The organism is Butyricicoccus intestinisimiae, from assembly GCF_018918345.1.
Lineage (GTDB): Bacteria > Bacillota > Clostridia > Oscillospirales > Butyricicoccaceae > Butyricicoccus_A > Butyricicoccus_A intestinisimiae.
On the sequence record NZ_JAHLQI010000003.1, the window covers coordinates 237286 to 258710 of the forward strand.

General features: G+C 52.8%; 15 protein-coding genes. 3 read left to right on the forward strand and 12 right to left on the reverse strand.

Features of this window, described 5'->3' with window-relative positions; all coding sequences use genetic code 11:
* Nucleotide 1: 1 nt before the first annotated feature.
* The 7 genes from KQI75_RS07640 to KQI75_RS07670 form a co-directional block, all read right to left on the reverse strand.
* Nucleotides 2-421: a hypothetical protein gene (locus KQI75_RS07640; protein WP_216470145.1), complete on the reverse strand. Its 420-nt coding sequence runs from the start codon at nucleotides 419-421 to the stop codon at nucleotides 2-4.
* Nucleotides 422-524: 103 nt separating this feature from the next.
* Entirely contained in the window at nucleotides 525-1067 is a 543-nt protein-coding gene (locus tag KQI75_RS07645; RefSeq protein ID WP_216470146.1) for an LOG family protein, read from the reverse strand.
* A gap of 92 nt (nucleotides 1068-1159) precedes the next feature.
* Nucleotides 1160-2824: a phosphoenolpyruvate--protein phosphotransferase gene (gene ptsP, locus KQI75_RS07650; RefSeq protein WP_216470147.1), complete on the reverse strand. Its 1665-nt coding sequence runs from the start codon at nucleotides 2822-2824 to the stop codon at nucleotides 1160-1162.
* A gap of 346 nt (nucleotides 2825-3170) precedes the next feature.
* Nucleotides 3171-4283 carry a glycoside hydrolase family 3 N-terminal domain-containing protein gene (locus tag KQI75_RS07655; protein WP_216470148.1) on the reverse strand — a complete coding sequence of 371 codons (1113 nt, stop codon included), beginning with the start codon at nucleotides 4281-4283 and terminating at the stop codon, nucleotides 3171-3173.
* 74 nt (nucleotides 4284-4357) lie between these two features.
* The gene (locus KQI75_RS07660; RefSeq protein ID WP_246566491.1) at nucleotides 4358-4954 is read right to left on the reverse strand and encodes a DUF5662 family protein; all 597 of its coding nucleotides are present in this window, start codon (nucleotides 4952-4954) and stop codon (nucleotides 4358-4360) included.
* An 11-nt stretch (nucleotides 4955-4965) separates the two neighbouring features.
* On the reverse strand, nucleotides 4966-5436 hold the full coding sequence (locus KQI75_RS07665; RefSeq protein WP_216470149.1) for a hypothetical protein: 471 nt from the start codon (nucleotides 5434-5436) through the stop codon (nucleotides 4966-4968).
* A 9-nt stretch (nucleotides 5437-5445) separates the two neighbouring features.
* On the reverse strand, nucleotides 5446-6345 hold the full coding sequence (locus KQI75_RS07670; RefSeq protein ID WP_216470150.1) for a DUF445 domain-containing protein: 900 nt from the start codon (nucleotides 6343-6345) through the stop codon (nucleotides 5446-5448).
* A gap of 469 nt (nucleotides 6346-6814) precedes the next feature.
* Between KQI75_RS07670 and glmS the strand changes: the two genes are divergently transcribed.
* From glmS to rpe, 3 genes are all read left to right on the forward strand, one after another.
* Entirely contained in the window at nucleotides 6815-8656 is a 1842-nt protein-coding gene (gene glmS, locus KQI75_RS07675) for a glutamine--fructose-6-phosphate transaminase (isomerizing) (protein ID WP_216470151.1), read from the forward strand.
* A gap of 113 nt (nucleotides 8657-8769) precedes the next feature.
* Complete coding sequence (gene feoB / locus KQI75_RS07680) at nucleotides 8770-11121, forward strand: ferrous iron transport protein B (RefSeq protein WP_216470152.1); 2352 nt, start codon at nucleotides 8770-8772, stop codon at nucleotides 11119-11121.
* A 220-nt stretch (nucleotides 11122-11341) separates the two neighbouring features.
* Nucleotides 11342-12019: a ribulose-phosphate 3-epimerase gene (gene rpe, locus KQI75_RS07685; RefSeq protein ID WP_216470153.1), complete on the forward strand. Its 678-nt coding sequence runs from the start codon at nucleotides 11342-11344 to the stop codon at nucleotides 12017-12019.
* A gap of 47 nt (nucleotides 12020-12066) precedes the next feature.
* Here the strand turns inward: rpe and KQI75_RS07690 are convergent, their stop codons facing one another.
* The 5 genes from KQI75_RS07690 to KQI75_RS07710 form a co-directional block, all read right to left on the reverse strand.
* A complete protein-coding gene (locus KQI75_RS07690) occupies nucleotides 12067-12321 on the reverse strand; it encodes a helix-turn-helix domain-containing protein (protein WP_246566494.1) in 255 nt (84 codons plus the stop codon).
* Between the two features lie 1093 nt (nucleotides 12322-13414).
* Entirely contained in the window at nucleotides 13415-17146 is a 3732-nt protein-coding gene (locus KQI75_RS07695) for a phosphoribosylformylglycinamidine synthase (protein ID WP_216470154.1), read from the reverse strand.
* 253 nt (nucleotides 17147-17399) lie between these two features.
* Nucleotides 17400-18905 (reverse strand): S1C family serine protease, encoded by a 1506-nt coding sequence (locus KQI75_RS07700; RefSeq protein ID WP_216470155.1) that lies wholly within the window; start codon nucleotides 18903-18905, stop codon nucleotides 17400-17402.
* A 237-nt stretch (nucleotides 18906-19142) separates the two neighbouring features.
* Nucleotides 19143-20624, reverse strand: coding sequence for a sensor histidine kinase (locus KQI75_RS07705; RefSeq protein ID WP_216470156.1), 1482 nt, complete (start codon nucleotides 20622-20624; stop codon nucleotides 19143-19145).
* Nucleotides 20624-21301: a response regulator transcription factor gene (locus tag KQI75_RS07710; RefSeq protein WP_216470157.1), complete on the reverse strand. Its 678-nt coding sequence runs from the start codon at nucleotides 21299-21301 to the stop codon at nucleotides 20624-20626. Before KQI75_RS07710 ends, KQI75_RS07705 begins: the two co-directional genes overlap by 1 nt.
* Between the last annotated feature and the right edge of the window lie 124 nt (nucleotides 21302-21425).

The window sequence follows — 21425 nt, forward strand, 5'->3', positions numbered from 1 at the left end:
GTTAGTGCTTGCCCTCCGGACGATCCCCGCAGTCCGCCATGCACTTTGCGCAGTCATGCATGCAGTGCATCGGATCGTCCTCATCCTCTTCTGGAATGACAATCTTGGACGGATCACCGACCTGTTCGCCCGCCAGCAGACCGGCAATGCACTCAACAGCGTCACCCTGACATCCCGGCAGCACCTGCATGCCAATCATGCGCAGGGTCTCCTGCAATGCTGTGCCGACTTCGCCCGCCAGCATCACATCAATGTTCTGCATGGACAGCTTGAACAGTACGCTGGTGATGCCTGCGCCGTCCAAAGAAATCACTTCCTTGGATACCGGCTGACCATTTTCTTCGGTGACAATGATCACTTCCGTGCTCTCATTGAGTGCCGGTGCAATCACACCGTCTTTTACTGCTGCTGCTACTTTCATATAGGCTTCCTCCTCACGAATCTACATTCGTGTACTTTTTTCATATACTTGTTTATTATATCCTAAATTCGGATGCCATGCAACGCCGGATGCAGAGACGGCGTCAAGATAAGCAAGAATCGAGTACTTTTTGCAGCTCTTCCAGATTTTTTACAAAATAAATCTTTCTCTGCCGGTACTCGCTGGACAGGTCTGCCGCAATCATGCGCTCCAGCAGCTGCTGCAAGCTGTCATAATATCCGTGCAGATTATAGAGAATGCACGGAGCATCCAGCCGATCCAGTGCCAGCAGCGACATGACCTCTGTGATTTCCTCCAGCGTTCCTGTTCCGCCTGGCATCGCAATAAACGCATCGCCCAGCTCAATCATCTTGCTCTTGCGCTCCGCCATGGTCTCCGTGACGATGAGATGGGTCACGGCATCGTATTGCAGCTCTTTTTCCATAAAAAATTGCGGTTCGACACCCGTGACTTTGCCGCCTGCACGCAGCACACTCTCCGCAATGATTCCCATCAGTCCGACTTTCGATCCGCCGTATACCAAGTCATTTCCGCTCTCGCCAATCCATGTACCCAGCTCCCGCACGGCCTGTTTTAGCGCCGGATCATTTCCTTCGTTTGCCCCCAAATAAACCGTTATATTCATGTTTTCGCCTTCTTTCTGTGTGTCTCCACCCAGTATACCATAAAAAAAGACCTGCCGCAGCCACGGCAGGTCCTTCACAGATACTATTCGTATTACTTCAGCAGGTCTTCGAGAATTTTCTCTCTGTTCTCTGCGGTGTTAATCGAGCGGATGGTTGAACGCAGCGGCAGGACAGCGGACGGGGAAACACTCAGCTCGTCTACGCCGAGTGCCATAAAGGTTTCTGTCATCGAAATATCTGCGCCCAGCTCGCCGCAAATGCCGATCCAGATACCAGCCTTGTGGGCGTTGTCTGCTGCCATCTTAATCATGCGCAGGACTGCCGGATGATGGGCGTCAAAGAAGCGGTCGAGATTTCCGCCCTGACGATCGGTTGCCAGCGTGTACTGGGTCAGGTCGTTGGTGCCGACGGAGAAGAAATCTACCAGCTTTGCCAGACGATCCGACATCATCACAGCGGCCGGCGTCTCAACCATAATGCCCAGTTCAATGTTCTCATCAAACGGCTGCTCTTCCTTGCGCAGCTCTGCCTTGACGCCCTCACAAATGCGCTTGATTTCCAGCACTTCCCACTCTGAGGTAATCATCGGGAACATGATGGCAATCTTGCCGTATGCAGAAGCACGATACAGCGCGCGCAGCTGGGTCTTAAAGACCTCCGGACGGGTCAAACAGATACGAATTGCACGCAGACCCATTGCCGGATTTTCCTCGTGCGCCAGCTGGAAGTAATCCGCCTGCTTGTCCGCACCGATGTCCAGCGTGCGGATAATCACGCGCTTGCCGCCCATGCGTTCGGCAACCGTCTTATATGCCTGGAACTGCTGTTCTTCGGTCGGATAATCGTTGTTCTGCAGGTACAGGAACTCGGAGCGGAACAGACCGATGCCGCCGCCGTCATTGGCGAGCACCTGATCGACATCATCCGGAGAACCGATGTTGCAGTATACCATGACCTTGCGGCCGTCAATCGTCACATTTTCCTTGCCCTTGAGCTGATCCATGAGTTCCTTCATGGCGCGCTGCTTGGCGTGCTTCTTGCTCAAGCGCTCATGCGTGATTTCGTCCGCCTCGACAAACAGCTCACCGGTCTCGCCGTCAATCCACGCGGTCTTGCCCTCGTAGTCCTCGCGGAGCGCATCACCGGTACCGATGACAGCCGGAATGCCCATCGTGCGCGCCAAAATTGCCGTGTGGCTGTTGCCGGAGCCGCCCTGCGTAATAAAGCCCAAAATCTTGGACTTGTCCAGCTGTACGGTCTCAGACGGAGCCAAATCATCCGCTGCCAGAATAACCTGCACGTCCGAATCAATGCCGCCTGCCACGGCACCGCTCAAAATACCAATGACGCGGTTGGAAATATCCTTGACGTCTGCGGCGCGCGCCTGCATGTAGCTGTCATCCATCGAGGCAAACATCTGCGCAAACTGCTCTGCCACCTGCGAAACGGCATACTCCGCATTGACCTGTTCGCCGTCAATCAAATCCTGAATGCCCTCCACATAGTCGAGGTCATCCAGCATCATCTGATGCGCTTCAAACAGCTCTGCGCCCTCTTCGCCTACCTCTGCAACAGCCTTTTCATACAGTGCCTTGAGCTGCTCCATCGCGGTCTGGCGAGCCGATTCAAAGCGCTGCTTTTCCGCTTCTGTATCTGCAATCTCATGTTTTGCGATGTCGTGATCTCCGCGCCGATAGAAACACAGCGGTCCATTTGCTACACCGCCGGAAACGCCTTTTCCCTGAATGGTATACATAATAAGTTCCTCCCTCATTGTCCGCCTGTCTGTGTACAGGCCTGTGTGCTTTTGCTTCCCATTCTCCCTCATTTTCCTGCATTTTATCGCATGAAAAAAGCAGAAGGATCTGTTCTTTATTCTTCTGCTCACACCGTACCGTTCCGTCCTTTGCGCATACAGAAAAAAACTGAAAGATTCTCTCTCATTTCAGTCCCATCTCCCCGCACCGAACAGACCAGCGCTCTCTATTCTCTTGTAATTTATCTATTCCTATTTCATCTTATCCGTTTCCGGTGCATTTGTCAAGAATACACAGAAAAAAAGAGGATACAATCTTCCCAATTGTATCCTCTGTCCGTTTTTGTCAGGCGATCAGGCCGCCGTCAATTTTGGCGGTCAGAATGCGCTGCACGCTGTCATCAATGCGCTGTTCCGTCAATTTTCCGTCGGATACTGCCTGAAACAGGGCGCGATAAACCGCATCCACATCAGACGGCTCCAGCAGCATATCCGCGCCCGCCTGCACGGCGAGAACCGCCGCTTCGCCCTCTGCGTACTGCTCGGTCAAGGCTGTATCCTGCAAGGCGTCCGTCATGATAATGCCGGTGTAGTTCAGCTTTTTGCGCAGCAGATCCGTCATCACCTTGGATGACACCGAGCACGGCACGGTATCATACGTCTTGTTCTGCGCGTTGGTGACAATCATAAATGCCGGTTTCTGCTTGATGCACGCCTCAAAGGCGGAAAGATTTTCCTCATCCTCCCCCGGAAAGGCGGAAACCGCAGACAGCACGTGATTTTTCTGCAAGCCCTTGATTTCGCCGGACGCTATATCTGCATCGTCTCCGACTGCCGGCGCCAAATTTACGGTAAATCCGACACCGCTCAGCTCCTGCGCAATGGTCTGTCCCAGTGCATACGCCGTCTGTTCGTCCGTGCTCTCCGCAGCGTTCAAAATGCTTTTCGTCCGCAGCGCCTGTGCAACCGGCGCATTGCTGCCGCCCTGCTCCTGTACGCCCAAGAACACCGGAACACCGCTCTTAGATGCCTCGGCATAGCTCTGGGTATTGCTCAGCATATCCTTGATTTGCGCTTTTCCCTGCAAGCTCTGTCTTGTGTACAGCACACCGCCAACCGGACGCTTTTCTATCGCTTCCTGTGTTGCCGTGCCGGCACGAACGACCTGCTTGGTCTGCGTCAGCGCCTCCGGCGTCACGAACATCATCTGATACAGCTTTTGCTCCAAGGTCATCGCGTCCAGCAGCTCGTTGGCACGCTTTTGCGATGCCGTGAGCGGCTGTGCTTCCGCCTCTTTCTCCGGCTCTTTCGTCTGTTGCTCTGCGTCATTGGATGTGCGCACCAGAAATTCTGCACCTGCCGGTGCCCGATCCGGATGAAACTGAATATATCCGATGGCTGCCGCGCTCAGTACAATGCACGCCACAACTGGGATCAGCAGCAAATATCGCTTCTTCATTTTGGAACCTCCTGCGGTTTTTCTCGTATCAGTATACCGTATTTATCAAAAGATTTCTACCGATTTTGAGAAAACTACGCCTTTTTGCCCAATACCTCCCGCCGGATATAGGCAAAAGTCTCCTCCTCGCCCTTTTCGGCGAGCATGTGCAGCATGGTTTCCAGCAGCTCTCGGGTTTTCGGATGCATAATCATGGTGTTGACGCGCAGGCCGTTTTCGTAGTACTGCCATGCCGAAGCATCGGTATAGGCATCCCCCTGATAGACACGGCAGGCGGCAATGCGGTCGCACAGCATCTCCGCGACGTATTTTACCGGCATTTCCATACCCGTGAGCGGATACCCGTCTTTTTTCAGCGAATAGTCAATCCAATACTCCAAATGGTGCTTGTTTCTGCCCTTGTGATGCAGCCAAGCTGTGCTATAGCCGCGATCAAGCCGTTCGGCTGTGTTCGGACTGCGATAGCCCTGATAGTACTTCGCACCGACAAAAAACTCCGTCGGGCTGTATTTTGACAAATCATGCATGAGACCTTGGCGATACAGCCCCAGCTTAAAGCAATACTTTCGCACCAGCGCCCTGTGATGATGCACCGTGCACAAGTGCCGCAGCCACTTCGGCCGCCGGTCTGCTTTTACTCGTACCGATAATTCTTTTTCTATTGATTTCATAACAATCCCTTTTATTTTTCCAGCACTCGATATACATAACACGGTTTCCACATAACATCGCCGGTATCCAACAGCGGCAACAATTTCGATATGTCTGCCGTATTTCTGCACAACCCGTTTTTATTCAGAATTTGTTGTACCCGTCTGTCGGATATATTCTCCAGCAAAGACTCGCAGCAATCGTGCACAATATCAATACCCAGCCATGTTACAGAATAACCGTACGCAGAATCTATGAGTTTTGTATCGTATGCTATGATCTCACACAGAATCTCATACTGCCGGAGTATTTTTTCAAAATCCATGAGTTTTTCCAGCACGTTTTGACTTTCCGGTTGTTCTAAAAACATCAGGTACGCATCATACATTTCCAACAGCTTTGCAAAATCTTTCTTGCTCTTTTTCGTCAGCAAGTCCGTTGCAAGCAATGACCTTCCAATTCCACGATAATTTTCTTTTATTGGAACAATATCTATCTTCACGCCGCACCCTCAGAACAGCAGATTGAGCAGTCCGATAATAAAGCCGACCAGTGCGCCGAGGTTGACGACAGCGCCCAGCTCTTTTTTCATGATGGACATGACCAGCGTTTCGACTTCTTCCGGCTGCATGGCGAGAATTTTATTTTCCGCCACGCCGCGCAGATTGAGCATTTGAATCAAGCTCTCTGCCTTTTCGTCCACCATGCGCTCATACAGCTTCATGCACAAATCGACCGGTTCCATCTGCGCCTCCTGCATAAGTGCCAGCACGTCCCCGACTGGCTTTTGCTCCGACTCTTCCCAGATGCTGCGCATCTGCGGCGTGAGCAGCACATCTATATTGGTATCCAGATAGGCATCAATGTGTTCCTGAATCGGTTTTGCCAGACCTTCCAGCATATCGCCCCGAATCATCTTTCCCAAAAACGAACCGTCAAGCTTTTGGCTGACAGCTTCAATGACTTTCTGTGCGATAATATCGCCCAGCCCCATATCCAGCACGCGATCGCTGACCTTTTCGGTCAGCTTGTCCTGTAAAATATCGCGGCCCTTTTCGTAATTTTCTTCGCCCGCCAGCTTGATGCCGATTTGCTTGAGCGGTGTCTCCGTGTGCTTTCCCAGCTCCTGTGTCAGCGCCTTGCGCAGCTGTGTTTTCGCCTGTTCTGACAGCAGCATTTCCCGAATATCTTCTTGTGTGAGCAGCGTACTGCTTACCGCCTCACCGGCGGCGCGCGCGAGCCGTGCCTGCCCCTTCGGGATGATGCCCGGCGTAAACGGCAGCTGTTTTCCGAACAGCATCACCGGCCGCAGCGGGCGAAACAGCATTTTGACAGCAATATAGTTGGTGCAGTATCCAATGACGGCGCCGATCACCGGCCCCGACAGCGTTTGTACAATTCCGAGATCCAAAAAGATCCTTCCTTTCTTTTTCATACAGCATGATGAAAATACATATTTTTGATTGTTTTTACTGTATACCGCCGACCTGAAATTGTCAATAGATTCCCATATCCTGTGGGAAAAGTTACGGTTTCTTCATATTTTTTATCGAAAAGCCCAATTTTCACGCGGGCACTTTTTGGTTTTTCTGCACGGTTTGCTCTTCCGTTCTCCGCCGGAACGTGTTATAATATCCCATAATCAACTATGCCGCTGCATTCGGCACCATCATTTCGGAATCCTTTTCCGACCGGAACCAAGCGCCAGAGCTGCCATGCAGGGTAGCTGACGAGGTGGAAGTTATCGAAAATTCGGCGGATGCTTCCCGCCCGCAGGCACACGGACGAAAGCCGTTCTCTAAAACCGCACCGGTGACGGTGTGAACAGAGGGGTTCGGCACTGTGCTGATAAAAAATTTATACCTCGGAGGTAAACTATCATGTGTGGAATCGTAGGCTATGCCGGCCATGAGCAGGCGGCACCCTTCCTGCTGGAAGGTCTGGAAAAACTGGAGTACCGCGGTTATGACTCGGCAGGCATCGCCGTATTCTCTGACAAAGTTCGCACCGTCAAGTCTCAGGGTCGTTTGGCTGTCCTGCGCGAAAAGGTAAACGCTGCAGGCGGCGTATCCGGCACGCTCGGCATCGGACACACCCGCTGGGCAACGCACGGCGCACCGAACGACATCAACTCTCACCCGCATTCGAGCATGAGCCGCCGCATCACTGTGGTGCACAACGGCATCATTGAGAATTATATCCCGCTCAAGGAAGAACTGCAGGCAAACGGCGTGGTATTCCGCTCGGAAACCGACACCGAAGTTGTCGCACAGCTGTTTGACTATCTGTACGACGGCGATTTGGTCGGCACGCTCATCAAGGTGCTGCACCGCATCCGCGGCTCGTATGCACTGGGCATCCTGTGCACCGACTATCCGGACACCCTGCTCGCAGTTCGCAAGGACAGCCCGATGATTATCGGTCTGGGCGAACACGAGAATTACATCGCATCGGATATTCCAGCGGTGCTCGACCATACCCGCAAGTATTATCTGCTGGGCGACAATGAAATCGCACTCATCAAGGCGGATTCTGTTGAACTGATGGATATGGATCGCAAGCCGGTTCATCACGAAGTGTATACGGTAGATTATGATATTTCCGCCGCAGAAAAGGGCGGTTACGATTACTTCATGATGAAGGAAATCAAGGAACAGCCCAACGCGCTGAGCACCTGCATCGGCTCCCGCGTGCATGACGGAGAAATCACGCTGGATAAGCTGCGTCTGAGCGACGAGCGCATCAAGAACATCGGCCGTATTCATATGGTTGCCTGCGGCTCTGCTTGGCACGCTGCCATGGTCGGCAAGTACGTCATCGAGGAGCTGACCCGCATTCCGGTTGAAGTGGATTTGGCATCTGAGTTCCGTTACCGCCGTCCGATTCTCAGCCGCAATGATCTGTGCATCACCATCAGCCAGTCCGGTGAGACCGCTGACACACTGGCTGCGCTGCGCGAAGCAAAGGCAAACGATGTGCACGTTCTGTCCATCGTCAATGCCGTTGGCAGCTCCATCGCCCGTGAAAGCGATGACGTGCTGTACACGATGGCGGGTCCGGAAATCGCGGTTGCAACGACCAAGGGCTACACCACACAGCTCGCTGTCATCTATTTGATTGCCTTGAAGTTTGCACAGATTCGTCAGACCATTCGTCCGGAGGTATTCCAGTCTCTGCTGGCTGATTTGCAGAAGCTGCCGGAGCAGCTGGAGAGCATTTTCGCTGACGAGGATAAAATCCGTCAGCTGGCAAAGGATCATCAGTCCACCGGCACGGAGCTTGTCCGCAACAATGTATTTATCATTGGCCGCGGCATCGACTACGGCGCTTCGCTGGAAAGCTCCCTCAAGCTCAAGGAAATCTCCTATGTACACTCGGAAGCATACGCAGCAGGCGAGCTTAAGCACGGCACCATTTCCCTGATTGAGCCGGGCACACTGGTCATCGCTGTGGCAACGCAGGATCTGCTGTATGAAAAGCTGATTTCCAACGTCAAGGAAGTCAAGGCGCGCGGGGCGCACGTGATTGCCATCGTCAAGGAAGGCTGCACCGATGCGGAAACCGTCGCAGATACTGTTTTGTACATTCCGAAAACCGCGGACCTGTTCACCTCGACACTGACTGTCGTGCCGATGCAGCTGTTTGCATACTATACAGCCATTGAGTTAGGCTGCGACGTTGATAAGCCGCGCAATCTGGCAAAATCTGTCACAGTAGAATAAATATTTGTTTACAAGCGCTCTGTTTTTCAAGAAACAGAGTGCTTTTTTCGTATCTCAATTGACAAACCGCAAATGTATGTATATACTAACATTTGACAAGGGAGGTACTGCATATGACATTAAAAGAACTGTCCGTCGGCAGCTCTGCGATTGTAACGACTGTCGGCGGCGAGGGCGCCCTGCGTCAACACTTCTTGGACATGGGTGTCATTCCCGGCGCACAGGTCACCTTGGTAAAATTTGCACCGATGGGAGACCCGATGGAGCTTCGCATCCACGGCTACGAGCTGACCCTGCGTCTGGCAGATGCCGAAAAAATTGAAATTCAGCCTGTGTCGGCTCAACCGGCACAAAAAACCGCTCCGGCCAAGGCCGTCGCGGATGCCACCGCGCATCCGGGTCTCGGCGAAGGCGGCAAATATCACGTAAAAGCCGATGAGCATCCGGTTTCTGAGGGAACTACGCTGACCTTTGCGCTTGCCGGAAACCAGAACTGCGGCAAAACCACGCTGTTCAACCAGCTGACCGGCTCCAGTCAGCACGTCGGCAACTTTCCGGGCGTAACGGTGGACCGCAAGAGCGGTGCCATCCGCGGACACGCGGACACGGAAATTACAGATTTGCCGGGCATTTATTCGATGTCTCCGTACAGCAGCGAGGAAATTGTCACCAGACAGTTTATCATCGGAGAAAAGCCGCTCGGCATCATCAACATTGTCGATGCGACGAACATCGAACGCAATTTATACTTAACCATGCAGCTGATGGAACTGGACGTTCCGATGGTGCTTGCACTCAACATGATGGACGAGATGCGCGGCAACGGCGGCTCCATCCGCATCAATGAGATGGAAGAAATGCTGGGCATTCCGGTCGTTCCCATTTCCGCGGCGAAAAACGAAGGCGTCGACGAATTGGTTCGTCACGCTCTGCATGTGGCAAAGTATCAGGAACGCCCTGGACGCACGGATTTCTGTGACATGAATGACCACGGCGGCGCGGTGCACCGTTGCTTGCACGGCATCATGCATTTGATTGAAGATCACGCCAAGCGCGCGGATATTCCGCTGCGATTTGCCGCGACCAAGCTCGTGGAAGGCGATGCACGCATCTGTGAATTGCTGTGCCTGACCGAAAACGAGCAGGAGATGATTGAGCACATCATCAAGCAGATGGAGGACGAGCGCGGTCTGGATCGCGCAGCCGCGATTGCTGATATGCGGTTCTCATTCATCGAGAAGCTGGTTGACCAAACCGTCATTAAGCCGCATGAAAGCCGCGAACGCGCACGCAGCCGGCGCATTGACCGATTTTTAACCGGTAAATACACCGCCATTCCGGCGTTTATCGCCATCATGGGCTTGATTTTCTTCCTGACGTTCAATGTCATCGGCGCAGGCTTACAGACCTTGCTAGAAATCGGCATTGACCAGTTGACCATTCTCACAGCCAAGGCATTGACCGCCGCGCACGTCAACCAGGTGCTGCATTCCCTCATCATTGACGGTATTTTCAACGGCGTCGGCAGTGTGCTCAGCTTCCTGCCGATCATCGTCGTGCTGTTTTTCTTCCTCTCTCTGCTGGAAGATACCGGCTATATGGCGCGTGTTGCGTTTGTCATGGATAAACTGCTGCGCAAAATCGGCCTGTCCGGCAGAAGCATTGTCCCGATGCTGATTGGCTTCGGCTGTACCGTGCCGGGCGTCATGGCGAGCCGCACGCTTCCGTCAGAACGCGACCGCCGCATGACCATTATGCTCACGCCGTTTATGAGCTGCTCCGCCAAGCTGCCGATTTACGGCTTCTTCACCGCGGCATTCTTCCCCAAGCACGGCGGTCTTGTTATGATTGCGCTGTACTTCGGCGGCATCGCCGTCGGCATTCTCACCGCGCTGTTTGCCAAAGCATTCCGTTTCCGCGGCGAAGCGGTTCCGTTTGTCATGGAACTGCCGAATTACCGCATGCCGGGCATGAAAAACGTCATGCAGCTGTTGTGGGAAAAAGCAAAAGACTTTTTGCAGCGTGCCTTCACGGTTATTTTCCTCGCAACCATTATCATTTGGTTCTTACAGAACTTCAGCTTACAGCTCAACATGGTTTCTGATTCGCAAAACAGCATGTTGGCGCTCGTTGCCGGAAGCATCGCACCGATCTTCCGCCCGCTCGGCTTTGGTGACTGGCGCATTTCCACCGCGCTCATCACCGGCTTCATGGCGAAAGAAAGCGTTGTTTCGACTCTGACCATTCTGTTCGGCAGCAGTGCGGATCTATTAACTCTGCTGACACCGGCAGCCGCCGCTTCTCTGCTTGTCTTTTGCCTGCTGTATACCCCGTGTGTGGCGGCAATTGCTTCGATTAAGCGCGAGCTGGGCATTCGCTGGGCATTTCAGACCGTTGTATTCCAGTGCGTCATTGCATGGATCTGCGCATTTATCGTCCACGCAATTGCTGTGCTGTTCCTGTGAAAACATTTGGATATTTTCCATATTTGATGTATAATGGAGATACCATCTGGCGCAGGTCAGGAACCGCCTGAACAAACAGGCGGTTCCCGTATGCGAAAGGCGTTAGCCGGCCGGCAGAGGGCGCTGTCCCGCGGGCTGCACAGCGCGCGTTTCCGCCTGTTCCAGCATATGAAAAGCGGAGCGTCTGTGTTCGCTCCATACAGGAAAGGAAAGAGCAATTATGATTAAATTATCTCCGTCGATTCTGTCCGCTGACTTTGCCAACCTGCAGCGCGACATTGCCATCGCAGTCGATGCTGGCGCAGAGTACGTGCATGTAGACTGCATGGACGGTCACTTTGTACCGAATCTGACCATCGGTGCGCCGGTTGTCAAGGCACTGCGCAAGGCAACCGATGCGACTCTGGATGTGCATCTGATGATTTCCAATCCGGATCAGTATCTGGATGACTTCATCAAGGCAGGTTCCGACATTATCACCGTACATTACGAAGCAAACGGCGACACGCTGGCACAGGTTCGCAAGATCAAGGAAGCCGGCGTCCGTGCCTGTGTATCCATCAAGCCGGGTACTCCGGCAGATGTTCTACTCCCGCTGCTGCCGGAGCTGGATATGGTTCTCATCATGACCGTAGAGCCGGGCTTTGGCGGTCAGGGCTACATTGATGCCTGCACCGACAAAATCCGCACCATTCGCAAGGCAATTGACGAAAACGGCTACAAGTGCGAGCTGGAAATTGACGGCGGCGCCAAGCTGACCAACACGCCGGACATCGTTGCAGCCGGTGCCAATGTCATCGTTGCCGGTTCTGCTGTCTTTGGCGGCGACATCGAGGCAAATGTCAAGGGCTTCAAGAAGATTTTCGACGAGTACGAAAATAACTACTTTGCATTCTAATGCGTAAGCAAAACGAAACGCCTGCTCATTTTCAGAGCAGGCGTTTTTTATGTGTTCGATTCTTCTGCCGGAATATAGCGAATAATATCACCCGGCGTGCATCCCATTACAAAACAAATGCGTGCCAACACATCTGCGTCAATCTTTTCTACATGCCCGCGATACCACTTATCAATCACCTCAAAGCGCGTATTCACTGCACGAGCCAACGCATACCGCGTAATATGTTTTTTGTCCATTAGTGGTTTTAATTCAATCGTAATGTGACCATACTGTGCGATGGTATAGAGTAGATTTTCCATATTTACACCTCAAATGTATCCTATGTAAAAAGTACTCTATTGACAAATCGCTTATTCAAAGGTACTATTTATATAGTATCGTTGTTCATGGACACGGACGACCATGCCGGATGGATTATATTCGTCTGTGATGCACTGAACTTCAAAAATCATAACCAAAAAGTTTTTCAACACATAGCGGAACTCGCCGACGAGATAACCATGCGACCATCTGTAAATACGGGAGAAAACAGCCCTGCCGATATTGATGGCGCTGTACAACTAACATTTTGGTTTGATTTCATTGCAGATGATGACTAAGTCTGCCAGTTTTTCATCATTCTTATGGCACAAATAGCAAAACGCTTGCTCTTGTTCAGAGCAGGCGTTTTTTCATGTCGGCTCTCCCAAAAGCCTTCCTCCCTGAGGAAGGTGGCGCGGCGCAAGCCGTGACGAAAGGAGCAACACACAAACAAGTCTGTATTAAAGTCTTCCTGATTCGTCAGGCTCTCAGCTTGCACCGGCTTCTCGGCTCTCCCTTTGGGAGAGCTGGCATTTGCGAAGCAAATGACTGAGAGGGCAGCACATTGACAAATTCGTATCAGGGCGAATTTGAAAAGCCATGTTAGCTGATTTCAGCCCTCTCTGTCGCTGCGCGACATCTCTCCCGGAGGGAGAGACAAGTTTGGTTTGCGCGGAAAGCCAAAGCCTTCCTCCCTGAGGAAGGTGGCGCGGCGCAAGCCGTGACGAAAGGAGCAACACACAAACAAGTCTGTATCAAAGTCTCCCTGATTCGTCAGGCTCTCAGCTCGCACCGGCTTCTCGGCTCTCCCTTTGGGAGAGCTGGCATTTGCGAAGCAAATGACTGAGAGGGCAGCACGCTGGCAGGTTCGTATCAGGGCGAATCTCATGCGTATCTTGTCAATTTGTAAAACTCCCTCAGTCTTGCCGCAGGCGGCAATCCAGCTCCCTCACAAGGGAGCCAGCCCTCTCTGTCGCTGCGCGACATCTCTCCCAAAGGGAGAGACAGGTTGGTTTGCGCGTACAATTTTTCTCAAACTAAAATCTCCCGCAGGAAAATCCTGCGGGAGATTGTCTTTTATACAAGTCTGTTTTACTTGAAGTACTTGACGCCGTTTTCAAAGATCGGCTGGTACTTTTCGCCGAAGATGTTCTGACCAACGTACTTGGTATAACGTTCGGTATGACCCATCTTACCAAGAACACGACCATCCGGAGAGGTAATGCCCTCGATAGCGCACATAGAACCGTTCGGGTTGAACGCAATGTCCATAGACGGCTCACCGTTGAAGTCCACATACTGGAACGCTACCTGACCATTGGCAACCAGACGGTCAATTTCGGCCTGCGGTGCAACGAAGCGACCCTCGCCGTGAGAAATTGCGATGGAATGTACATCGCCAACCTCGCAGGAGGACAGCCACGGAGACTTAACAGATGCCACGCGCGTCTGTACATAGCGCGACTGATGGCGGCCAATCAGGTTGTAGGTCAGTGTCGGGCAGGTGTCATCCAGATCACGAATCTCGCCATACGGCACCAGACCCAGCTTAATCAGTGCCTGGAAGCCGTTGCAGATACCCAGCATCAAACCATCACGGTTGTTGAGCAGGTCATGTACAGCGTCCTTGATTGCCGGGGCACGCAGGAACGAAGCGATGAACTTACCGGAACCGTCCGGCTCGTCGCCGCCGGAGAAGCCGCCCGGCAGAATCATCATCTGCGAGCCGCGAATTGCCTGCTCCAGCTCTTCTGCGGAACGCATCAGGGCATCATGAGACAGGTTGCGAACAACGACAATCTTTGCTTCGCCGCCTGCAGTCTCTACTGCCTTTGCGGTATCGTACTCACAGTTGGTGCCCGGGAATACCGGAATAACAGCTGCCGGACGAGCGGTCTTCACTGCCGGAGCCTTTGTGTTGCGCTCGGTGTATACCGGCTTAACCAGCTTATCATCAGAAGCTGCTGCGCGGGTCGGGAATACGCTCTCCAGCGTGCCCTCCAGCGACTGCTTCAGCTCAGACAGCGGGATAATCTCGCCGAATGCGTCAATTTCCGGCTTATCCGTCGTCATACCGATGAGCCACAGCGGCATGTTCTCCAGCTCTTCGGTAGCTTCAATCAGAATGCCGCCGTAGTTCTTGAGGAACAGACCGTCCGGTGTAAAGGTCGGTGCAAAGGTAAAGCCAATGTCATTGCCGACAGACATCTTTACGATGCCCTCTGCAATACCGCCTGCGGACAGTGCCCAAGATGCTGCCACCTTGCCGCGTGCGATGAGTGCCTGTACGGTCTCCCATGTATTGCGGATCGCTGCATAATCCGGAGAACCGTCCATAAAGTAGGTTGCATCCAGGAAGTATACCGGATGTCCAGCCTTCTTGAATTCCGGAGATACCAGATTGTCAGCCTCTTCCGGTGCAATCGCAAAGGATACCAGCGTTGGCGGAACGTGCATGTCATCATAGGTGCCGGACATGGAGTCCTTGCCGCCAATTGCTGCACGACCAAGCATAATCTGTGCGTCATATGCGCCGAGCAGAGCAGCCAGCGGTGTGCCGAACTTCTCCGGATCACGGTTCAGATGCTCAAAATACTCCTGGAAGGTCAGGTATGCGGTGTTGTAATCACAGCCAGCTGCTACCAGACGAGCCATAGATTCAATCACAGAGCTGGAAGCGCCAAGATACGGGTTCTGCTCCATATAGTACGGGTCAAAGCCGAAGCCCATGACAGATGCGGTGGAGCACTGTCCAGCGGTCGGCAGGGTTGCTGCCATAACCTGTGTCGGGGTCAGCTGGTTCTTGCCGCCATACGGCATAAATACTGAGCTTGCGCCGATGGAACCGTCAAAACGCTCGGTCAGGCCGCGCTCCAAGCAGATGTTCAGCTTGGAAGACAGGTTCAAAATCTTTTCCTTCAGGTTTGCGCCCTCGGTCGGAACCTCGATAGACGGGGTCGGCAGCGGGGATACATGTGCCTTGGTGTGCTTGGATGCACCGTTGGTGTTGAGGAAGTCACGGGATACATCGACGATGGTGTTGCCGTTCCAAGTCATGCGCAGACGATTGGTATCGGTAACGGTAGCCACAACGGTTGCCTCGATGTTCTCCTCGTTTGCCATCTGGATGAACTTGTCTACGTTCTCCTTGGCTACGACAACTGCCATACGCTCCTGCGACTCGGAGATTGCCAGTTCGGTGCCGTCCAGACCGTCATACTTCTTCGGTACGGCGTTCAGATTGATGTCCAGACCGTCTGCCAGCTCGCCGATGGCAACAGACACACCGCCTGCACCAAAGTCATTGCAGCGGCGGATCATGCGGGTTGCTTCCGGATTGCGGAACAGACGCTGAATCTTACGCTCTTCCGGCGGATTACCCTTCTGTACCTCTGCGCCGCAGGTCTCCAGAGACTCCGTGGTGTGGCTCTTAGAGGAACCGGTTGCACCGCCACAGCCGTCACGGCCGGTTCGGCCGCCGAGCAGGATGACAATATCGCCCGGGTCCGGTACTTCACGAATGACGTTTTCAATCGGAGCTGCGCCGACAACTGCGCCGATTTCCATGCGCTTTGCGACATAGCCCGGATGGTAAATCTCATGAACCAAGCCGGTAGCCAGACCAATCTGGTTGCCGTAAGAAGAATAACCAGCAGCTGCTGTGGTGCACAGCTTGCGCTGCGGCAGCTTGTGTTCCAGCGTCTCATTCAGCGGAACAGTCGGATCGCCTGCGCCGGTGACACGCATGGCCTGATAGACATAGCTTCTGCCGGACAGCGGGTCACGAATCGCGCCGCCAAGGCAGGTAGCTGCGCCGCCAAACGGTTCGATTTCCGTCGGATGGTTATGGGTTTCGTTTTTAAACATGAGCAGCCACGGCTCTTTCTTGCCGTCTACGGTTGCGTTGATGCGGATGGAGCAAGCGTTGATTTCCTCGCTCTCGTCCAGATTCGGCAGGCAGCCGCGCTTCTTGAGCACCTTGCCTGCGATGGTGCCGATGTCCATCAGGGTTACCGGACGCTTGGCAGCCTTTTCCTCGCCGTATACTTCGACACGGCCTGCCAGATAGCGGTTGTACGCGTCAAGTACCATCTGATCGTCAATTGTGCTTTCGTCAATCTCGGTCAGGAAGGTGGTGTGACGACAGTGATCCGACCAATAGGTGTCGATCATGCGCACTTCTGTGATGGTCGGGTCGCGCTTTTCTTCCCCTGCGAAATAGCTCTGCAGGAACTGCAGGTCATCCAGCTCCATTGCCAGACCCAGACTGGTGCGCATCTGCTCCAGTGCGGCAGCGTCCATGGAAATGAAGCCCTCTACGGTGTCAACTTCTGTCGGGATTGCATAGTTTGCTTCCAACGTCTCCGGCTTTGCTGCGGAGGCCTCGCGGGAGTCAACCGGATTGATGAGATAGCCGCGGATCTTGTCCAGCTCTTCATCGGTCAGCTTGCCGCCCAGCACATAGATATGGGCTGCTGCTACCTTCGGACGCTCGCCCTGTGTCATCAGCTGGATACACTGCGCACAGGAATCCGAGCGCTGATCGTACTGACCCGGCAGCGGTTCAACCGCGAGAATGCGGCAATCGCCTTCCGGCATCGGATACTGCTCATCGTAGCAATCATCTACCATCGGCTCAGAGAACACGATGTTTTTCGCCTTTGCATAGGTTTCTGCATCAATGCCTTCCACATCGTAGCGGCACAGCTCACGCACGTAAGTGAGTGCTGGAATCTCCAGCAATTCACGCATGCTGCTGCACAGCGACTGGGATGCACTGTCGAAACCCTTGCGCTTTTCCGTATAGCATCTTAATACTGCCATGTTGCACCTCGAATTACCATAGTATCGTCAAACATCGTTTGCAAAAAGTTTTGCAAATCTTACAATAGATATTTTAATCATACCGTTTTTTCTACCTATTTTCAATGCTCTTACGTGAAAACGACAGGATTTTGTTAGATTCAACCAAAATTCCACACAGATATATGCACTTTCCTGCACACTGTCCTCCCGCCCGAACGCAAAAAAGCTCCATTCGGCTTTGATTTGCCGAATGGAGCAAAAAGATGCAATTTTACGGGATGGTATAGCCGTATCCGTAGCTGCCGTATGGGTTGGTGCTGCCTCCGTTCTGGCTGCCGCTCCGACCGCTGCTGTTGTCTTCCGAAGAAGATCTATCGCTGCCGGAGGACGACGTTGTGCCGCTCAGCGTAGACTGGTCAATCAGCTTGATGGAAACTTCCTTGGTGCTGCCGTCTCGATAGATGGTTAGCTTCATCGTGTCACCGACTTTCAGCTCGTTCTTGACCTCGTTGATGTCGGTCATGCTGGTAATGTCCTTGCCGTTGACACCGGTGATAATATCGCCTGCCTGAATACCCTGTTGGTATGCATCGGATGCCGGATCTACGCTGGATACATAGACGCCCTGCGGCAGGTTAAAATAGCTTGCACGGGTCGAGTCAATGTCATAGCCGCTGATGCCGATTGCCGGACGGCCGGTCACATGCCCGCTTGCAATCAGTTCATCCACTACTTCCTTCACCGTCGTCATCGGGATGGCAAAGCCCATGCCTTCAATCGACGCGCTGTCAGAGGACGAAGCACTCAGCTTGGAGTTCGTAATGCCGATAACCTGACCGGCAGAGTTGATGAGTGCGCCGCCGGAGTTGCCCGGGTTAATCGCGGTATCCGTCTGAATCAGCGTCATGACGCGGTCATTGATCGTCACATTTCGATTGATGGCGGAAATAAAGCCGCCGGTGAAGCTGTTCTGATATTCCAGACCGCCGGGAGAGCCGATGGCAAACGCGCGGTCTCCCACCTTCAGGTTATCGGAATCGCCAAATTCCGCTGCGGTCAGGCCAGTTGCGTCAATCTTGAGCACTGCCAAATCCGTCTGCTCATCGGTGCCGACCAGCTTCGCGGTATAGCTTTTTCCATCGCTCAAAACCACCTTGTACATATCGCCGCCCTCGACGACATGGTTATTGGTGATGATATAGCCGTCCTCACTCATGATGACGCCGGAACCGGAGGACTCCGTACCCTGCTGCACAGAATCCACGACAATCGCAACGATGGACGGGGAAACCTTCTGATACACTTCGGAATAGCTTGCCATATCCTCGCTCGTGCTGCTCAGCTGTACCTTTGTCGTATTGGCGGACGTGCCGCTTCCGGTGTCCGCCGAGCTATCAGAGGAGCTGTTCAGTGTCGGCAGCGAGATGTGTCCGTTGGCTGCCCAGCCGCCGCCAAATGCCAGCGCACCGACAATAACGACAGCCGCCACCGGCTTCCACGGAAACTTCTTTTTCGGTCCCTTTGGACCCTTCGGGCCGCTCGGCTTCTTGCCGCCGCTCCACTGTTCATACGCATTGCTGTGCGGGGGAGGCGTACTGCCGCCGTTTCCTGCATCGGAAAAGCCGCTGCTGTCAGCCGTGTCATTTGTATGTGTATAGGATGCACCGGTATTCTGATAGCCTGCGCCCGGCTGCTCGTCTGCGCCGCGCACCGGTGTCTGGAACGGTGTCGTCTGTTCCGATGCGTCCTGCTCGGTATTCTTGCGGAACTCGTCCATATGTGTATCCTCCTTTACGTGTCAGGATGTACTCGTTCATTTCTTTTATGTGCTTCATTGTACGCCTATAATATGATGATTCCTTGTTTGCAATGTTAATTTTCTGTGAATCTGCACATTTACGCCGATTTTGCAGGAATACTCCCGTTTTCACCGGTCTTTTTGTGTTTTTTGTGTGACTTCTGCGCAGCATACAAAAAAGCACGATCTCAGGTTCTCCTGAAATCGTGCTTTTGCTCACAGATCTGTTTTTTTGTTCACGCGTTCTTTGATTTCTGCCATGGGCTTTTTCTCTGCCATCGGCATCGTAAACATAAATTCCGTTTCTCCGCCGGACGAACGAACAGAAATATCGCCGCCGTGCATGTTGACGATGGATTTTACCAGATACAATCCCAGACCGGCGCCGGTCTTATCGCGGCTGCGGCTGCGGTCTACCTTGTAGAATCGCTCAAACACGTGCGGCAAATCCTCAGCCGGAATCTCCGAGCCGGTATTGCGAATCAGGAACCGGCTCATCGTGCCCTCCTGTTCGGCGCGAATGGTCAGCTTGCCGCCGTCATTGACGAATTTCACTGCATTGTCCACGAGATTGTAAATGACACGATAGATATGATCTCCGTCCCCGTAAACAATCAGAGAATCCGCCATTTCCACATCCATGTCCAGATGCTTATCATTGATTTGATTTTCAAAACTGATGAGCACGCGCGCAACCATTTCAATCAGGTCAAACGGCGCCGGTGTGATGATAAGCTCTCCCGCCTGAATCTTCGCAGCATCCAGCATGCGTATGACCAGACGCGACAGTCTGCCGACTTCCTCCGAGATAATCTTTAAGTACTGCGTGTGCTTTTCCGGCGGAATCGTGCCGTCCAGCATGCCATCGACAAAGCCGCGAATGGATGTCATCGGCGTTTTCAGCTCATGCGAAACATTCGCCACAAATCCGCGGCTGAGCTCCTCCTGCTGCTGCAGAGAGGTCGCCATATTGTTAAAGCTAACCGCCAGCTCATCAATCTCATCGCAGTTGTTATTCTCGGATACACGCACATCAAATTCACCGTGACCGAATTTTTTTGCGGCGGAAACCAGGCTCTTAAGCGGACGCGTCAGCATGTCCGACAGAAACCAGCTGATAATCATTGTCAGCACCAGTGTGACGCAGACAATGAGCAGGTAACTCTTCATGATGTCATGCATCAGATCGGTGGTTGATGTCGCCGGAGATGCCGCAATCACGAGTGCCGCGATATTGCCGGACGCATCCTTGCAGGTCGTGCCCGCGATAAAATAATTTTCGGAAAACAGGCCGCTCGCATTGCCGGAGGCAAAAAACGAGCCGTCTTTGCGAATTTTTTGTACCAGCTGGCTGCTAATCGTCCCCGACATCTGACCGCGAAACGTATCGTCGTTCTTCGGTGTCGAATACGCCTGCACCTTGCCGTTTGCATCGGTCAGCATGACCGTACAGCCGCTGACTGCGGCCTGCTGGTCGAGATACGTGTCCAAAAACATGTCGTAGTCCTTGTTCTGGAACAACTCCAAGTTGTTTTTGACAATGTCGTCAATGTAATTGACGGTCGTTTCCAGCTGTTCCTGCTTTTCCTGCACGGAATAGCGGCTGATTTGCGCCATGAACATGCCGCCCGCGAAGGTAAAGCTCACGAGAATCAGCATGGCAAAGCACACATAATTCTTGATAAAAAAGTTTTTCATCAGTCTCTGGTCTCGAATTTATAACCGACACCCCATACCGTCTTGAGGTCCCACTTGTCGCTGACGCCTTCCAGCTTTTCGCGCAGACGCTTGACATGAACGTCAACGGTACGCGTATCGCCAAAATAATCAAATCCCCAAACGTCATCCAGCAGCTGCGCGCGCGTAAACACGCGGTTCGGGTTGGAGGCAAGGAAATACAGCAATTCAATCTCCTTCGGCGGTGCGTCCACGCGCTTGCCGTCCACGATAAGGTCGTATGCCTGCTTGTCCACGGTCAGCTTATCAAAGGAAATCTTGCCGCTGTCCTCCGGTGCCAACCGGCGGAAAATCGCACGCACGCGCGCAATGACCTCACGCATTTCCAGCGGCTTGACGATATAATCATCGGCACCCATTTCCAGACCGTTGACCTTATCGAATGTCTCACCCTTCGCGGTCATGATGATAATCGGCACCTTGCTCTCCTTGCGGATAATTTTGCACACCTGCCAGCCGTCCATAATCGGCATCATGACATCGAGCAGAATCATGTCCGGATTGATTTTGCGCCACAGTTCAACGCCTTCTTCTCCGTTTGCCGCCTCGGTGATTTCATAGCCTTCGCGCTCCAGATACAGGCGCAGAAGCTCCCGAATATTGCCGTCATCTTCTACAATCAAAATTTTCTTACTCATATTTACCTCCTGTTTTCTTGGAGTTTATCAATCTTTATCAATCATACTTCTTTTATTATACGTCATTTGTCAAAGCAAATCATTACATTTCTGTAAAAGTATGCAAAAAATACACAAAAAAAAT

Bases quoted from the DNA above. Each gene is read 5' to 3' on its own strand.
- KQI75_RS07640 (WP_216470145.1), bottom strand. From the start codon at position 421: ATGAAAGTAGCAGCAGCAGTAAAAGACGGTGTGATTGCACCGGCACTC.
- KQI75_RS07645 (WP_216470146.1), bottom strand. From the start codon at position 1,067: ATGAATATAACGGTTTATTTGGGGGCAAACGAAGGAAATGATCCGGCG.
- ptsP (WP_216470147.1), bottom strand. From the start codon at position 2,824: ATGTATACCATTCAGGGAAAAGGCGTTTCCGGCGGTGTAGCAAATGGA.
- KQI75_RS07655 (WP_216470148.1), bottom strand. From the start codon at position 4,283: ATGAAGAAGCGATATTTGCTGCTGATCCCAGTTGTGGCGTGCATTGTA.
- KQI75_RS07660 (WP_246566491.1), bottom strand. From the start codon at position 4,954: ATGAAATCAATAGAAAAAGAATTATCGGTACGAGTAAAAGCAGACCGG.
- glmS (WP_216470151.1), top strand. From the start codon at position 6,815: ATGTGTGGAATCGTAGGCTATGCCGGCCATGAGCAGGCGGCACCCTTC.
- feoB (WP_216470152.1), top strand. From the start codon at position 8,770: ATGACATTAAAAGAACTGTCCGTCGGCAGCTCTGCGATTGTAACGACT.
- rpe (WP_216470153.1), top strand. From the start codon at position 11,342: ATGATTAAATTATCTCCGTCGATTCTGTCCGCTGACTTTGCCAACCTG.
- KQI75_RS07690 (WP_246566494.1), bottom strand. From the start codon at position 12,321: ATGGAAAATCTACTCTATACCATCGCACAGTATGGTCACATTACGATT.
- KQI75_RS07695 (WP_216470154.1), bottom strand. From the start codon at position 17,146: ATGGCAGTATTAAGATGCTATACGGAAAAGCGCAAGGGTTTCGACAGT.
- KQI75_RS07700 (WP_216470155.1), bottom strand. From the start codon at position 18,905: ATGGACGAGTTCCGCAAGAATACCGAGCAGGACGCATCGGAACAGACG.
- KQI75_RS07705 (WP_216470156.1), bottom strand. From the start codon at position 20,624: ATGAAAAACTTTTTTATCAAGAATTATGTGTGCTTTGCCATGCTGATT.
- KQI75_RS07710 (WP_216470157.1), bottom strand. From the start codon at position 21,301: ATGAGTAAGAAAATTTTGATTGTAGAAGATGACGGCAATATTCGGGAG.